At 43.5% G+C, this 13,887-nt stretch carries 15 protein-coding genes and 1 riboswitch; of the genes, 5 read left to right on the top strand and 10 right to left on the bottom strand.

What is annotated here, in order from left to right; translation table 11 throughout:
- Positions 1-744, top strand: coding sequence for a DUF6873 family GME fold protein (locus ACSVDI_RS08330; RefSeq protein WP_457942099.1), 744 nt, complete (start codon positions 1-3; stop codon positions 742-744).
- A 574-nt stretch (positions 745-1,318) separates the two neighbouring features.
- Here the strand turns inward: ACSVDI_RS08330 and ACSVDI_RS08335 are convergent.
- Entirely contained in the window at positions 1,319-1,849 is a 531-nt protein-coding gene (locus tag ACSVDI_RS08335; RefSeq protein WP_457942101.1) for a methylated-DNA--[protein]-cysteine S-methyltransferase, read from the bottom strand.
- A gap of 73 nt (positions 1,850-1,922) precedes the next feature.
- Between ACSVDI_RS08335 and ACSVDI_RS08340 the strand changes: the two genes are divergently transcribed.
- A complete protein-coding gene (locus ACSVDI_RS08340; RefSeq protein WP_457942103.1) occupies positions 1,923-2,975 on the top strand; it encodes a tyrosine recombinase XerC in 1,053 nt (350 codons plus the stop codon).
- 18 nt (positions 2,976-2,993) lie between these two features.
- On the opposite strand, the gene ACSVDI_RS08345 is transcribed toward ACSVDI_RS08340, so the two are convergent.
- From ACSVDI_RS08345 to queA, 9 genes are all read right to left on the bottom strand, one after another.
- A complete protein-coding gene (locus ACSVDI_RS08345; protein ID WP_457942105.1) occupies positions 2,994-3,623 on the bottom strand; it encodes a DUF624 domain-containing protein in 630 nt (209 codons plus the stop codon).
- A gap of 189 nt (positions 3,624-3,812) precedes the next feature.
- Positions 3,813-4,706, bottom strand: coding sequence for a site-specific tyrosine recombinase XerD (xerD, locus tag ACSVDI_RS08350; RefSeq protein WP_457942107.1), 894 nt, complete (start codon positions 4,704-4,706; stop codon positions 3,813-3,815).
- A 20-nt stretch (positions 4,707-4,726) separates the two neighbouring features.
- Entirely contained in the window at positions 4,727-5,389 is a 663-nt protein-coding gene (locus tag ACSVDI_RS08355; RefSeq protein ID WP_457942109.1) for a stage II sporulation protein M, read from the bottom strand.
- A 327-nt stretch (positions 5,390-5,716) separates the two neighbouring features.
- The gene (scfB, locus tag ACSVDI_RS08360; RefSeq protein ID WP_457942111.1) at positions 5,717-7,075 is read right to left on the bottom strand and encodes a thioether cross-link-forming SCIFF peptide maturase; all 1,359 of its coding nucleotides are present in this window, start codon (positions 7,073-7,075) and stop codon (positions 5,717-5,719) included.
- Between the two features lie 140 nt (positions 7,076-7,215).
- Positions 7,216-7,362, bottom strand: coding sequence for a six-cysteine ranthipeptide SCIFF (gene scfA / locus ACSVDI_RS08365; protein ID WP_074017471.1), 147 nt, complete (start codon positions 7,360-7,362; stop codon positions 7,216-7,218).
- A 114-nt stretch (positions 7,363-7,476) separates the two neighbouring features.
- Positions 7,477-7,881: a TIGR04086 family membrane protein gene (locus ACSVDI_RS08370; RefSeq protein WP_457942113.1), complete on the bottom strand. Its 405-nt coding sequence runs from the start codon at positions 7,879-7,881 to the stop codon at positions 7,477-7,479.
- A 76-nt stretch (positions 7,882-7,957) separates the two neighbouring features.
- Positions 7,958-8,281: a preprotein translocase subunit YajC gene (gene yajC, locus ACSVDI_RS08375; protein WP_457942115.1), complete on the bottom strand. Its 324-nt coding sequence runs from the start codon at positions 8,279-8,281 to the stop codon at positions 7,958-7,960.
- Positions 8,282-8,346: 65 nt separating this feature from the next.
- Complete coding sequence (gene tgt, locus ACSVDI_RS08380) at positions 8,347-9,477, bottom strand: tRNA guanosine(34) transglycosylase Tgt (RefSeq protein ID WP_457942117.1); 1,131 nt, start codon at positions 9,475-9,477, stop codon at positions 8,347-8,349.
- A 13-nt stretch (positions 9,478-9,490) separates the two neighbouring features.
- Positions 9,491-10,537: a tRNA preQ1(34) S-adenosylmethionine ribosyltransferase-isomerase QueA gene (queA, locus tag ACSVDI_RS08385; RefSeq protein ID WP_457942119.1), complete on the bottom strand. Its 1,047-nt coding sequence runs from the start codon at positions 10,535-10,537 to the stop codon at positions 9,491-9,493.
- A 144-nt stretch (positions 10,538-10,681) separates the two neighbouring features.
- Positions 10,682-10,861, top strand: a riboswitch (Lysine riboswitch).
- A 134-nt stretch (positions 10,862-10,995) separates the two neighbouring features.
- On the opposite strand from queA, the gene asd reads away from it, so the two are divergent.
- From asd to dapB, 3 genes are all read left to right on the top strand, one after another.
- Complete coding sequence (gene asd, locus ACSVDI_RS08390; RefSeq protein WP_457942121.1) at positions 10,996-12,075, top strand: aspartate-semialdehyde dehydrogenase; 1,080 nt, start codon at positions 10,996-10,998, stop codon at positions 12,073-12,075.
- Positions 12,076-12,214: 139 nt separating this feature from the next.
- Positions 12,215-13,105: a 4-hydroxy-tetrahydrodipicolinate synthase gene (gene dapA, locus ACSVDI_RS08395; RefSeq protein WP_457942123.1), complete on the top strand. Its 891-nt coding sequence runs from the start codon at positions 12,215-12,217 to the stop codon at positions 13,103-13,105.
- 19 nt (positions 13,106-13,124) lie between these two features.
- Positions 13,125-13,877 (top strand): 4-hydroxy-tetrahydrodipicolinate reductase, encoded by a 753-nt coding sequence (gene dapB, locus ACSVDI_RS08400; protein ID WP_457942125.1) that lies wholly within the window; start codon positions 13,125-13,127, stop codon positions 13,875-13,877.
- Positions 13,878-13,887 lie beyond the last annotated feature (10 nt).

Genomic DNA, 13,887 nt, shown 5'->3' on the forward strand with positions numbered 1-13,887 from the left:
ATGGAATGGGTTCATACACCGAATTTGCCGGAAAAGGATGCGACTCTGGTAGCCGTATCCTTTCAAAATAATACGATAATTCACGCGCTTCACCAACGAAACATAGACACAATTCTTATTCCGCCGGACCCAAGGTTTCCATCATCCATCAGCAGCCATGCAGACATGCTGATTCACCATTTAGGCCGGAACCACATGGCTGTTGTGAAAGGAAGCATATTAAAAGATCGATTGGAAAAGATAGATTTTGAAGTAATCGAAACCGATAAAAATATTTCAGAAAAATATCCGCATGATGTTGCTTTGAATGCTGCCCGTGTAGGTGATTTTTTAATCTGCAATCCTTCCGCATTGGATGAAAAGGTTTATTGGTACTGCGAGGAAAAGAAAATTAAAATGATTCCGGTTCGGCAAGGGTATGCGAAATGTTCCGTTGCAATTGTAAATGAGTTTTCCATTATAACAGCGGATTTGGGTATTGCTCAGGCAGCGGAAAAGGTTGGGCTTGATGTTTTGAAAATTTCACCGGGATATGTAAATTTGGATGGTTATTCCTATGGCTTTTTGGGAGGAACTTGCGGTAAAATTGGGAAAAATAAGCTTGCTTTCGCTGGGAATATCCAGTTGCATCCGGATTATTTTGAAATCCAAAAATTTTGCTATGATCGGAATGTTGAAGTGATATCACTTGCCGATATACCTTTGACGGATATTGGCGGAATTCTTCCACTAAAAACCTGTTAAAAAACGAAATCAGATTTATTGCCAGATCAGGTACATACAGGAATATCCCGTGATTTATGATAGGCGGTATCGGACAGGGAATGATATTATTAAGCCTTTATTATCACAAATAGGGGGTTAATAATATGTTTGATTTTGATAATGATCAAATTAATATAGGTTGCGATACCTGTGAGCATTCACAGTATTATAATGGAAGCGATCTGAACGGGCCATCCTGTGATGTCGGACTAAGATATGAAGAAGGATGCCCGAGATACCGGATGACATTCAATTATTTTTGTCAAAATCATGGTTTATATGACCGTAATACTGGTCACCTGAAGAAAATAAACGGGAACCTGACCTCGGTTTTTTTTATTTAGTTTAAATTTAATAATATCTGGTATGCGAAAAACTAAAAAGGGATAATGCAAAAGCTAAATTTCCACATGTCCAATTTTTTGCAAATGATTAGACAAAATAGAAATTTTGTATAATTAAGGTAGGAGGAAAATTTGAAAAAAGCCGCCAAAATGTGTAAGTTTTGACGGCTTTGATTGTACCTTAAATCTAGATCAGGAATTTATTATATTTATAAACTGCATTTGCAGTGATTTCTTTTATGAAGTATAATAATATTAGTTTTGTTTTCTGTTTCCAGTAAAAACTTTTTTATTTCGGGACCAATTAGACTGAACTTACCAATAACTCCGTTTTTACGAATTACTCTGTGGCATGGTATTATAACCGGAATTGGATTTTTACCGATCGCAGTTGCAACAGCTCGAACGCTTTTACAACTAACGGCTTTTGCAATATCGCTGTAAGCAACCGTTTTTCCATAAGGAATTTGCATCAAAGCATTCCAGACTTTTAATTGTAAATCCGTACCATTCAACTGAACCGGAATATCAAAGCTGGTTCGGCTGCCATTAAAGTATTCGTTTATTTGAGAAACAGCCAAATCGCAAACCGGACAGACAGTTTTAACAGATTTCAAGTCCACCGTATCTTTATTTTGGTGTACCGGTTCTGCTGTTAAACGGATGATAGAATCGCCCCGACAAGTAAGCTCAATAATCCCTATTGGAGATAAAAATTTTATACTGTGAAACTGTTTCACAAGCAATCCGTCCTTTTACTTATATCCTTTATAGTTTTTATGTATTTTAATTTAATTCGGAGCTGATTCCATAATGAAACCGGAACTTTTGGCGGAAGCACCGCCGATTATTAAAGAATTTTTGGGCTACCTGGAAACCATTAAAGGAAAATCCCCAAAAACGGTTGAAGAATATTATCTTGACTTGCGGACTTTCTTTCGTTACATACTAATGTCACGCGAAATGGTTTCTGCTGATACAGATTTCGAGTCCATCGATATTTCCAAAGTCGATCTGGAATTGATTCGAACCATTAATCTTACCCAGGTTTATGAGTACATGAATTATCTTGGTTCTGCCAGGCATAATCAAGCTTCCACGCGCTCACGAAAAGTATCCAGCCTAAGGACTTTCTTTAAATACCTGACCAGCAAGACCGGCAAATTGGAGAAAAATCCGGTTCTGGAGCTTGAAACACCCAAACAGAAGAAGGCTCTTCCCCACTACCTGACATTGGAACAAAGTCTGGAATTGCTTTCCAGTGTGGACGGACCGACCAAAGAACGGGATTATTGTATTCTAACTTTGTTTTTAAACTGTGGGATGCGTCTTTCCGAATTGGTTGGCCTGAATCTTAACGATATCCGCTACAAGCGGAATGAAAGCGAAAAAGATGAGGCTGCGACGCTTCGAATTGTAGGAAAAGGCAATAAAGAGCGTTTGGTGTATTTGAACGAAGCCTGCATCGACGCAATTCAGCGCTATATTGCCGTACGGCCTAAAGATGCTCTTGTAGATAAAAACGCGCTGTTTATCAGCAAACAGCATAAACGAATCAGCCCGAAGACGGTGCAATATATTGTAAAAAAGTACCTGGCACAAATTCATTTGGATGGCCCAGGATATTCCGTTCATAAATTACGGCATACCGCCGCAACCTTGATGTACCAGCACGGCCATGTGGATATTCGTGTGCTGAAGGATATTCTCGGCCATGAAAACCTTGGAACGACAGAAATTTATACGCATCTATCCGATGAACAAATGGCCAACGCAGCAAAGGCAAATCCTCTTTCCAAGGTGAAGCAGCGCGGCACTTCCATACAAAACATAATAAAGGACGAACAAAAAAAAGAGCCAAAATAGATGGCTCTTTTTAATTAATTAATCATCGAAATCAGAATCGTTCTCTTCTTCTTTCTTCTGATATGGCTGAATCATAATTTTATCGATTAATGGATAAACCGTAAAATTGATCAGGAACATGCACAAAGAGAAGAACAAAAACGCTAACAGCAAAATACCAATGATAATAGTCAATGGACTATAGTTAAACAGAATATACATGATAAAGAGCAATACGGCCAAAATAACCGTAAGCAGAAGATTTCTCCATAATCCTAAAATAGAGAATATAAAGGAATTTTTATAAAGGTCCTTTAACTTAAGGTCAAAGGTAATGGCCATGACGGAGAAATAATACTGTGCGAAAAGAAAAAGAGTGGAAACGATGATACAGAGTGACAGCGGGATAAAGAAAATCCAATTATCGCTTACATGTGAGGAATAATAGGAAATCGCCACGCTGAGGATAAAGTACGCGACAAAAACAATAGCTCCGTTGATTAAAAAATACAGCCAATTTTTTTGGATTGCTTCTTTAAAGTCCGAAAAAATAAAAGCGTGTTCTTCCCTAGCATAGTTTCTAGTAACAAAGCACAACCCAGCGCAAAACGGAGAAAGCAAAATTACCGGAAGATAAACAAAATAGGTGTCCCCCGTAAATCGGCCCATAAAATAAACCAATGCAAGAACAGCAACAACCGGGATGCAAAACAGTAGATTTAATTTAATGAGATCCCAGAATTTGCGGAAATACAATTCCCAAAAAAGGAAAAAAGGCTTTTTCTTTGGCTCGTTTTTACTAACTCCCGGACCGGGACGACTGTAGTGATTGCTGAATAAACCCAATGGATTTCACTCCTAACCTAATTTTGCACGAGGATGACAATTATTATATACCTCTTTAAAATGATCGTTCAGCATGTGGACATAAACCTGAGTGGAAGATATATCCGCATGTCCGAGCATATGTTGAATATCTTTCAGATCGGCGCCATTTTCAAGCAGGTGCAACGCAAACGAATGGCGCAGTGTATGTGGGGTAATTTCTTTTACAATTCCGGCTTGCTCCGCATAACCTTTTACAATTTTCCAAAAGCCCTGACGAGTCAGTCTGCGGCCATTCAAATTTGTAAACAACGCATGTCCGCCGTCTGGAACGATAATAAGGCTTCTGGCTCGTAATATGTAATCTGAAATCATAGAAATCGCAGTCTGGTAGACAGGAATCATCCGCTCGGATTTTTCCGTTCTGCAGCGAAGCATCCCAGTGTGTAGGTTAATGTCCTCCACATTCAGTTCCACTAGTTCGGATACCCGGATTCCTGTGGCATACAGCAATTCCAGCATCGCCTTGTCACGGCAGCCTTTTGGCTCCTTGATATTGGGCTGGGCCAGCAGAAGCTCGATTTCCTTTCCGCTTAAAATCTGCGGCACTTTTTTCTGGATTTTTTCCAGCTTAACTGCCTTAGCCGGGTTAGTCTGCGCCTTCCCACTGATAATCAGATATTGGTAGAAGCAACGGATGGACGCGACGTTTCGCGTGATGGTTGAATTCGATTTTTTTAACCGACTCAAATTTTTCACATAGTTTTCCATCGTGTTCTGGTTTGCTTCGGTTGGACTTTGCAAATCCTCTGCCGATAAGTAATCCAGAAAATGTTTTACATCGCGTACATAAGAATCCAGCGTATTTGCGGATACCGATTTTGTATGAATTAAATAATCGCTGAAATCCTCACAAAAGTCCTTCATTTTTTCCTATCCCCTCATGTTCAAAAACGGAACAACCCCGCAAAACAGGCGGATAGAAGCAAATCAATTAATGCCGCAAAAAAAGAAAGTGCCAGAATTGCTCCAAACCGCATTAGATACAGCTTAAGATTACTTCGGCTCATTACCCCATTTGGAGCGGAAGTGCCGCAAGCCGCCATCCGTTTTGAAAAGCGTGTCCCTTCTCTTGCTGCTAGTAGAATCGCAATGCAGCAAAATAGTGCGCCAGGTAAAATGACTACTAAATTGTACAAAACCCCTTCCCACGCATAAGCGGCATAAATATATCCGGAAGTCAGACCAAGACCGAAACCCCGGAAAAAGACAACAAAGGGAATGAAAAACATTCCCCACATGGACAAACCACATAAAAAGCAGAATAAAATAAAAAGAAACGACGATGCAAAAGAAGCACAAAATACAGACAACAGCGGCTGAGCGGCTCTGGCTTTAAAATTACTGCAGAACAGGAAATCTAATTTTTCCAGCCACGAGTTCTCCGCTCGTTTTGCAAGAATTGCTCCGCAGGCAACTCCCCCCAAAAGAAAAACCGCAAATAAAACCATCGCCCTATTTTCCGAAAGCGCTTGAAAGAAAAAAGAAATCCAGCTAACTTTTGAAGCGGACCGCCTTTTTCTTCCAGGGCTTATCCCAATTACGTTCATACACAGCCCTCCCATGAGCAACTGTTAATGTGTATGAGCGTTATTCGCTTCTTATGATTATCCGGAATCATCTCGCATAACTTTTTGTACAGGCTCCTAAAAAACGCGGTCAACCGTTTTGAACCGTGTAGACTTACTATAATACATTTCATGTTCCAAGGCAATACAAAAAGTTACAAGATTTTCATTTTTATTCATAATGCTTAAACTTATGTAAATTATATTATGTAACCTAACAAGATATTATGTAAATATGTTTATGTAAACACGTATAACAGGGCGCATGTGAGATCCTCCATGGAAGATCCTCCATACACCCTGTTTGCTTTATTCAGCGAGAGCAGCCTGAATCATAATTGCGCACTCCACGCGTTTCTTCTCAAGTTTACATGAGATTTCGTGAGCTTTGTGAACGTCCTTTTCATACTGCCAGTTATTTGCGTTGCATCCGCCGCTGCAATAGAATTTGGCCCAGCAGTTTTTGCAGTCCGGCTTACTGTAAATATTGGTAAGGGCGAATTCATTCTTTTTCTCCATGTCAAAGGAACCGTCTAGAATATTTCCCATTTTCCAGGAGTCATCCCCAACAAACTGGTGGCATGGGAAAATATCCCCTTCCGGAGTGACACAGACATATTCGTTGCCGCAGCTGCAGCCGCGCAGGCGCTTAATAGCACAGGGCCCCTGCTGCAAATCCACGTTGAAGTGGAAGAAGTTAAAGCCTTTCCCCTGCTTTTTCCGCTCTATAATCACATTAGCTAAGTGTTCGTATTCTTCGAATACCCTCGGCAGGTCGCCTTCGTCAATCGAGTAATCCAGTTTCGGGTCGGATACCACCGGCTCCATCGAAATCTGGTCAAAGCCGAGATCCACATAATGCAGAATATCGTTTGTAAAATCAAGGTTATGCTTTGTAAAAGTGCCGCGGACATAATAGTCCTTATCGCCGCGTGTGGCAACCAGCTTTTGAAATTTTGGTACCACAGTATCATAGCAGCCGCTTCCGTCCACACGAACGCGGAGACGGTCGTTTACGCTTTTTCTTCCGTCCAAGGAAAGAACACAGTTTGACATTTCACGATTGATATAATCGATTTTATCGTCCGAAAGTAAAAGACCGTTTGTTGTAATGGTAAAACGGAAATTTTTATTATGCTGCTTTTCAATGCTGCGCGCATAGTTCACAACCTGTTTTACCACATCGAAATTCATCAGTGGCTCACCGCCGAAGAAATCCACTTCCAGGTTATGTCTGCCTTTCGAGTTCTCTATTAAAAAGTCGATTGCCTTTTTGCCGACTTCAAATGGCATCAGCATTCTTCCGCGGCCGAAATCGCCTTTGGCCGCAAAGCAGTATTCACAGCGAAGGTTACAGTCGTGCGCGATATTCAGACACATCGACTTAATCGGAGCATTCTTCATCATGCCGGCAAATTGTTCGTATTCGTCTGCAGAAAACAGCAGCCCTTCATGATAAAGCTCTTTCAGCTCTTCGTAAGCTTCCTGAATGGTATTCTCATCATATTTACCCTTCATTTCCGCTATCAATTTGTCCGGCGGGCAGTCGGGCACACTGTCATCCAAATAATCCAACATTTCGTACGGTGCTGCTTCAAATAGGTGCACCGCGCCGCTGTTAGTGTCCAAAACAAATCGATAACCATTAAGGGAATACTTATGTATCATTTGGTTTTCTCCTACCGTTTTAAATTGCATTCTGCCGGCATTTCGAAAGTTGCTCTGGAAATAAAACCGACAGAACCGACTAAAAAGCAAAATTTAAGGGACAGAATTCTGTCCCTTAATGATTTCGGATGGAAAGCGAATTATCGGTTTGCGTTTTCGCACTTCTGATTTGCTACGGTGCAGGATGTTTTGCAAGCCGATTGGCAGGAAGCCTGGCATTCGCCGCAGCCGCCTTTCACAGCGCTCTCTTTTAAGTTCGCTTTATTCAGTGTTTTAATCTGTTTCATTCTTAAGCCTCCGTTTCCATGTCAACATTAGTCCGTTCCCTATTATACCACAAGGGAAAGAATATGAAAAGTGTTATTTTACCGGGTTTTGGTTATGAGGCGAAAAATCACCAACTATTTGGACTTCTTGTTCACGCCGAGAAAACCGCCGATTGCCCCTGCGAGAGCCATAATGACCAGACGGATTCCGGCTTCCATAGACACCGGGCCTTGAGATGCCGCCAACCCTGCAAGAAGGAACAAAAGGAACAGCAATACTCCGGAAAGCATTCCGTAGATCAAACCGCGCTTTTTCGAAATTTTAGCGGTAATAAATCCCGCCAAAAACGCACTGAGCACGGAAAGGGCAATGACCAGCGGGGATATAAAGTCCTGCGGGATATTCCCTGCTGAAACAAATGCCAGTGAAAAGACGCCCAGCAATGCGGCACAAAATGCCGCACCAATTACGCACCCGATAATTATGGCGCGTAGCGCTCCCAGAACCGGATTTTCATTTGAATGTTTATTGCTCTTCATAATCAGCGCTCCCTCCAATATCTAATAATATAGATATTCAGAGGGAGCGCCGGATATACGTCGTTATTTTATTCAATCATTCCGCGTCGTCATGAATTGTGTCGACGCTTCCGATTGCCCAGCGTTTGATTCTGAGTTTTGCCCGATCGGAACCGGTTTCAATAATCAAAGAATCTGTATCTTCCTTAATTCCGACGACACGCCCGGAAATCCCGCCGATCGTAGTGATCTCATCGCCAATTTGCACATTCTTGCGCATCTGTTCTTCTTTTTTCTTCTTTTTGTTTTGCGGACGCATTAACAAAAAATACAACCCACCGATTACAACGGCATAAATGATGATGATAAACCACATGTTACCGTCGCCGGCTGCCTGGGTTGTTAAAGCGTAAAAATTCATCCTTTTACTGCACCTCCATTTAATGCTTTGATTATATCAACAAATTGCCGGTCATGCAAGCATTATTATATCCTTAGACTAAGTTTTTCACGGTTTTCTTCATAAAAAGTAGAAAATGTGTCCGTGTCCATGGCCTGCCGGATTCGTTCCAGAAGCGTATTATAGAAATAGATATTATGCATGACGCAGAGACGCATTGCCAGCATTTCACCACTCTTGAAAAGATGATGGATATATGCGCGTGTAAAATTGCGGCAAACCGGACAGTCACAGGTTTCATCCAGAGGACTCTCGTCCAATTCGTATTTGGCGTTGAATAGATTCCGGCATCCTTCCCAGGTAAAGACATGGCCGTGGCGGGCGTTGCGTGTCGGCATGACGCAGTCAAAAATATCGACACCGCGTTTGACGGATTCCAGAATGTTGGTCGGCGTACCCACACCCATTAGGTAGCGCGGCTTATCCTTCGGCATTTCCGGTTCCACCGCCTCAATAATACGGTACATTTCTTCGGCGCTTTCCCCCACTGCGAGTCCTCCAATGGCATAGCCGTCCAGATTCAGTTCACGGATCTGCCTCATATTTGCAATGCGAAGATCTTCGTACGTGCTGCCCTGATTAATTCCCCAAAGCATCTGTTCGGGATTGATGGTGTCCGGCAAGGAATTCAGCCGGTCCATTTCTGCCTTGCAGCGGTACAACCAGCGCACGGTGCGTTCGCAGGACTGCTTCGCGTAGTCGTATTCCGCCGGGTTTGCCACACACTCGTCAAACGCCATTGCAATGGTGGAACCAAGGTGGGACTGAATCTGCATGCTTTCCTCTGGCCCCATAAAAATTCTGTGGCCATCAATGTGGGATGCGAAGGTTACGCCCTCTTCTTTAATATTCCTGAGCTTTGCGAGGGAAAAAACCTGAAAACCGCCGCTGTCCGTCAGAATTGGTCCGTCCCAGCGGGTGAATTTATGAAGGCCGCCCAGTTTTTTAACAGTTTCATCTCCCGGGCGCAGGTGGAGGTGGTAGGTATTGCAAAGCTGAACCTGACATTTCAGATTTTTTAAATCCAGAGCGGAAACGCCGCCTTTAATCGCGCCGGCTGTGGCTACGTTCATAAAAGCGGGAGTCTGTATGGTTCCGTGTGGAGTGGAAAACTCCCCGCGCCGGGCTGCTCCGATTGTTTTCTTTAGCTGATACATTCAGTTGTTCCTTTCAATAAATTAACATGGCGTCGCCAAAGCTGAAGAAGCGGTACTTTTCCTGAACGGCCACTTTGTATGCATTCATGGTGTGGTCGTATCCGGCAAGAGCGGATACCAACATGATGAGCGTACTTTCGGGAAGATGAAAATTAGTAATCAAACCATCCAGTACTTTAAAATTATAACCAGGATAAATAAAGATATCGGTCCAACCATCGCATTCCTTGATTTCACCGTATTTTGTGCCTACTGTTTCAAGGGTGCGACAGCTGGTGGTTCCTACCGCAATTACCCGCCCGCCGTTTTTCTTCGTTTCATTGATTGCATCGGCGGTCTTTTTGGGCAGGTAATAGTGCTCGGAATGCATTTTATGGTCGGTGACCTTTTCCGCTGTCACCGGGCGGAATGTTCCAAGCCCGACATGCAGGGTTACAAATTCCACTTTTACGCCTTTTGCACGTGCAGCGTCCAGCAGTTCCGGCGTAAAATGCAGACCGGCGGTTGGGGCTGCAGCCGATCCTACTTCTTTGGAGTACACGGTCTGGTAGCGCTCATTGTCTTCCAGCGGCTTGGTAATATAGTGCGGCAGAGGCATTTGGCCAATTTGATCCAAAATTTCATAAAAGTTGCCAGTATAGTGAAATCTCGCGATGCGGTTGCCTTCATCAACGATATCAATTACCTCCGCCGTCATTAAGCCATCGCCGAATACAAAGCGGGAACCGGGCTTTGCACGCTTTCCTGGGCCACAGAGCACTTCCCAGTCGTCCCCCTCTTTGTGGGTCAAAAGCAGAAATTCTACTTTTGCACCGGTGCCTTCCTTTATTCCGTACAGGCGTGCGGGAAGGACACGGGAATCGTTTAGTACAAGGCAGTCACCCGGATTAAGGTAATCCAAAATGTCGTAAAAATGTTTGTGGGAAAGCTCCCCTGTTTTTTTGTTCAGTGTCATCAGGCGGGAATGATCGCGCGGTTCGGCCGGTGTTTGCGCAATCAGCTCCTGCGGTAAATCATAATAGAAGTCTTTTGTTTGCAGATTGTTTAAGTCAAGTTCCATTTTTAACCTCCACGTCCGCTCAGCGGACATTAGTTTGTACGTCCATTACGTTCCATCTGATTATCTTCCATATTTGCAATGCAGATGTTCATTATAAATAATTTGACAAGCAATAGCAAGCCATGGTATTATAATAAAAATTTATATATCGATAGAGGCGCAATTTTTATGAGTAGCAAATATGAGGCTGCCGCCAGCCGGCGAGGATTTGTGAAAGGAAAAATTGCCGAAGGGGATACTGTGCGGCGGGTATCTGCCTGGTTGCTTTGTGAATAACAATTCAACTGTCGTCATATGAAGATATGATGGAGCGCTATCAACAGACACCGGTTGTATTAACTTCCGGTTTATGGCGAACAGTTCTATTATATTTTGTTGACGACCGGTTTTCAACCGGTTTTTTTATTATCATGATATTTTTATACCATTCGAACATATATTATAGGAGGTAAAGAACAATGAAAAAGTACAGTGTAGGTATCATCGGCGCAACGGGTATGGTAGGTCAAAGATTTGCCACATTGCTGGAAAATCACCCTTGGTTTACGGTAACTGCTTTGGCTGCTAGTTCCCGTTCTGCCGGCAAAACATACGAAGAAGCTGTGGGCGACCATTGGCTGATGACTACACCCATGCCGAAAAGCATGGCAAAAATGGTAGTATTTGATGCCGAAAAAGACGTTGAAAAGGTTGCTTCCTTGGTTGATTTCGTATTTTGTGCCGTTAACATGAAAAAAGACGAGATTAAAGCATTGGAAGAAAAATACGCCAAAGCAGAATGCCCGGTAATGTCCAACAACAGTGCCAACCGCGGCGTTCCGGATGTTCCGATGATCATTCCGGAAATCAATGCCGACCATGCGGAAGTGATTGTTTCCCAGCGGAAACGCCTGGGAACAAAGCGTGGGTTTATTGCTGTAAAATCCAACTGTTCCTTGCAAAGCTATGTTCCGGCGATCCATCCATTAATGGATCTTAATGTAACCAGAGTTTTGGCCTGCACCTATCAGGCAATTTCCGGTGCCGGAAAAACGTTTAAAACATGGCCGGAAAGCCTGGACAATGTGATTCCGTTTATCGGCGGTGAAGAAGGCAAATCAGAAAATGAACCGCTGAAAATCTGGGGTCATGTGGAAAACGGCGTGATTGTAAACGCCACTTCTCCCTGCATTACGTCCCAGTGCCTGCGTGTGCCGGTGTCAGATGGGCACACGGCGGCCGTGTTTGCTTCTTATGAAAAGAAAGTAGAAATGGAAGAAATTATTTCCCGCTGGGAAAACTATAAAGGAGTTCCGCAGAAGATGCAGCTGCCCAGCGCGCCCAAACAGTTTCTGCATTATTTCCGTGAAGAAGACCGTCCTCAAAGCCGGCTGGACCGCAACCTGGAAAACGGAATGGCCGTGTCCATTGGACGCCTTCGCCCGGATACGCAGTACGATATTAAATTTGTATGCCTTTCCCACAACACGCTTCGCGGTGCAGCAGGCGGCGCAGTTCTGATGGCAGAACTTCTGTGCGCAAAGGGTTATTTGGATTAAGCAGAAACGGATAAAAGCAAATCGAAGCCTCTTAGCACTGTGTTTTTGAGGCTTCGAATTGCTGCCCAATGACGGAACTGTTCATCTAATTTGTTAGTGTATTGGTAAGTGTTTTGATCAATTTTGGAGGTAATTTTGTATGAAGAAGCTCATTTTTACCGGGTCCGGTGTTGCACTGGTAACCCCGATGAACGAGGATGGGTCCATTAATTATGACATGTATGGAAAGTTAATAGATTTTCATATAAAAAACGGAACGGATGCGCTGATTGTTTGTGCCACTACGGGAGAATCACCGGTTTTAAATCACGATGAGCACTGTAAAGCGATTCGGTTTGCCGTGGAGCGGACCAAAAAACAAATCCCGGTAATTGCCAGTTCCGGCAGCAACGACACGCGTTACGCCGTAGAGCTTTCTCAATCTGCACAACAGCTTGGTGCCGATGCTCTATTATTGGTTACCCCCTATTACAATAAGACTTCTCAGGTTGGTCTGGTCAAACACTATACCTACATTGCCGACCGGGTGGAGATTCCGATCATTCTGTACAATGTTCCTTCCAGAACCGGCTGCAACATTAAACCGGAAACGTATGTTGAGCTTTCTAAGCATCCGAATATCGTAGCGACCAAGGAAGCAAACGGCGATATTTCTTCCGTTGCAAAAACCATTTCTCTCTGCGGTGATGACTTAGTCGTTTATTCTGGAGAAGACAATCAGACCCTTCCAATTCTGTCTCTAGGCGGCAAAGGAGTCATATCGGTATTTGCCAATATTCTGCCGCGGCAGATGCACCAGATTTGCGCAGATTATATGAGCGGGAATACGGAAGCCAGCCGTTTGGTATTTTTGAAATATCTGGAGCTTATGGATGGCCTTTTCATGGATATCAATCCGATTCCGATCAAAGCTGCGATGAAGATGGTGGGAATGGATTGCGGCGACTGTCGACTTCCGTTAACCACCATGAACGAAGAAGCACAGAAAAAGCTTTATGCGATTTTGAAAAAGCTGGATTTGGTACACTAATTTTCGGAGGAACGTTAAAATGATAAGGATAATACTCAGCGGCTGCAACGGAAAAATGGGTCGTGTCATCACCGATTGTGCCGCGCAGAGTAAAGATTGCCGTATTGTCTGCGGAATCGACAAAAATCAGTCAGTTCAAAATGATTATCCCGTTTATTCCAACCCGTCGGAGATTACGGAAACAGCGGACGTTATCATTGATTTTTCACATCCTGCGCTGCTCTCTTCCCTGCTGGATTATGCGTTGAGCCGTCAGATGCCGATTGTTCTCTGCACCACGGGGTATGATAAGGATCAAGTTAAGCAGGTGGAGCAGGCGGCGGAGAAAATCCCTGTATTTTATTCCAGAAATATGTCACTTGGTGTAAACCTGCTGATTGAACTTTCTCGGAAAGCAGCACAGGTTTTGGGCAAGGATTTTGACATTGAAATTATAGAGCAGCATCACAGTCAGAAAGTTGACGCTCCCAGCGGCACCGCTTTAATGATAGCCGATGAGATTTCATCCGTGCGGGAAGGCGCAACACATTACATGTATGACCGTCATTCCCAGCGTAAAAAACGGGATCCCTCCGAAATCGGAATTCATTCGGTACGCGGTGGAACCATTGTAGGCGAGCACGAAGTCATTTTTGCCGGCCAGCAGGAAGTGATTACCCTGTCCCACAGTGCCCAGTCTAAGGAAATCTTTGCAAACGGTGCGATTAACGCCGCACATTTTTTAGTGAAACAGCCTGCAGGATTGTACCAGATGTCTGATTTATTAAGATAGGAGGTATTTG

The organism is Caproiciproducens sp. LBM24188, assembly GCF_054130445.1.

Excerpts from the sequence above, each read along its gene's own strand:
- ACSVDI_RS08330 (WP_457942099.1), top strand. The coding sequence starts at position 1 with ATGGAATGGGTTCATACACCGAATTTGCCGGAAAAGGATGCGACTCTG.
- ACSVDI_RS08340 (WP_457942103.1), top strand. The coding sequence starts at position 1,923 with ATGAAACCGGAACTTTTGGCGGAAGCACCGCCGATTATTAAAGAATTT.
- ACSVDI_RS08345 (WP_457942105.1), bottom strand. The coding sequence starts at position 3,623 with ATGGGCCGATTTACGGGGGACACCTATTTTGTTTATCTTCCGGTAATT.
- xerD (WP_457942107.1), bottom strand. The coding sequence starts at position 4,706 with ATGAAGGACTTTTGTGAGGATTTCAGCGATTATTTAATTCATACAAAA.
- ACSVDI_RS08355 (WP_457942109.1), bottom strand. The coding sequence starts at position 5,389 with ATGAACGTAATTGGGATAAGCCCTGGAAGAAAAAGGCGGTCCGCTTCA.
- scfB (WP_457942111.1), bottom strand. The coding sequence starts at position 7,075 with ATGATACATAAGTATTCCCTTAATGGTTATCGATTTGTTTTGGACACT.
- scfA (WP_074017471.1), bottom strand. The coding sequence starts at position 7,362 with ATGAAACAGATTAAAACACTGAATAAAGCGAACTTAAAAGAGAGCGCT.
- ACSVDI_RS08370 (WP_457942113.1), bottom strand. The coding sequence starts at position 7,881 with ATGAAGAGCAATAAACATTCAAATGAAAATCCGGTTCTGGGAGCGCTA.
- yajC (WP_457942115.1), bottom strand. The coding sequence starts at position 8,281 with ATGAATTTTTACGCTTTAACAACCCAGGCAGCCGGCGACGGTAACATG.
- tgt (WP_457942117.1), bottom strand. The coding sequence starts at position 9,477 with ATGTATCAGCTAAAGAAAACAATCGGAGCAGCCCGGCGCGGGGAGTTT.
- queA (WP_457942119.1), bottom strand. The coding sequence starts at position 10,537 with ATGGAACTTGACTTAAACAATCTGCAAACAAAAGACTTCTATTATGAT.
- asd (WP_457942121.1), top strand. The coding sequence starts at position 10,996 with ATGAAAAAGTACAGTGTAGGTATCATCGGCGCAACGGGTATGGTAGGT.
- dapA (WP_457942123.1), top strand. The coding sequence starts at position 12,215 with ATGAAGAAGCTCATTTTTACCGGGTCCGGTGTTGCACTGGTAACCCCG.
- dapB (WP_457942125.1), top strand. The coding sequence starts at position 13,125 with ATGATAAGGATAATACTCAGCGGCTGCAACGGAAAAATGGGTCGTGTC.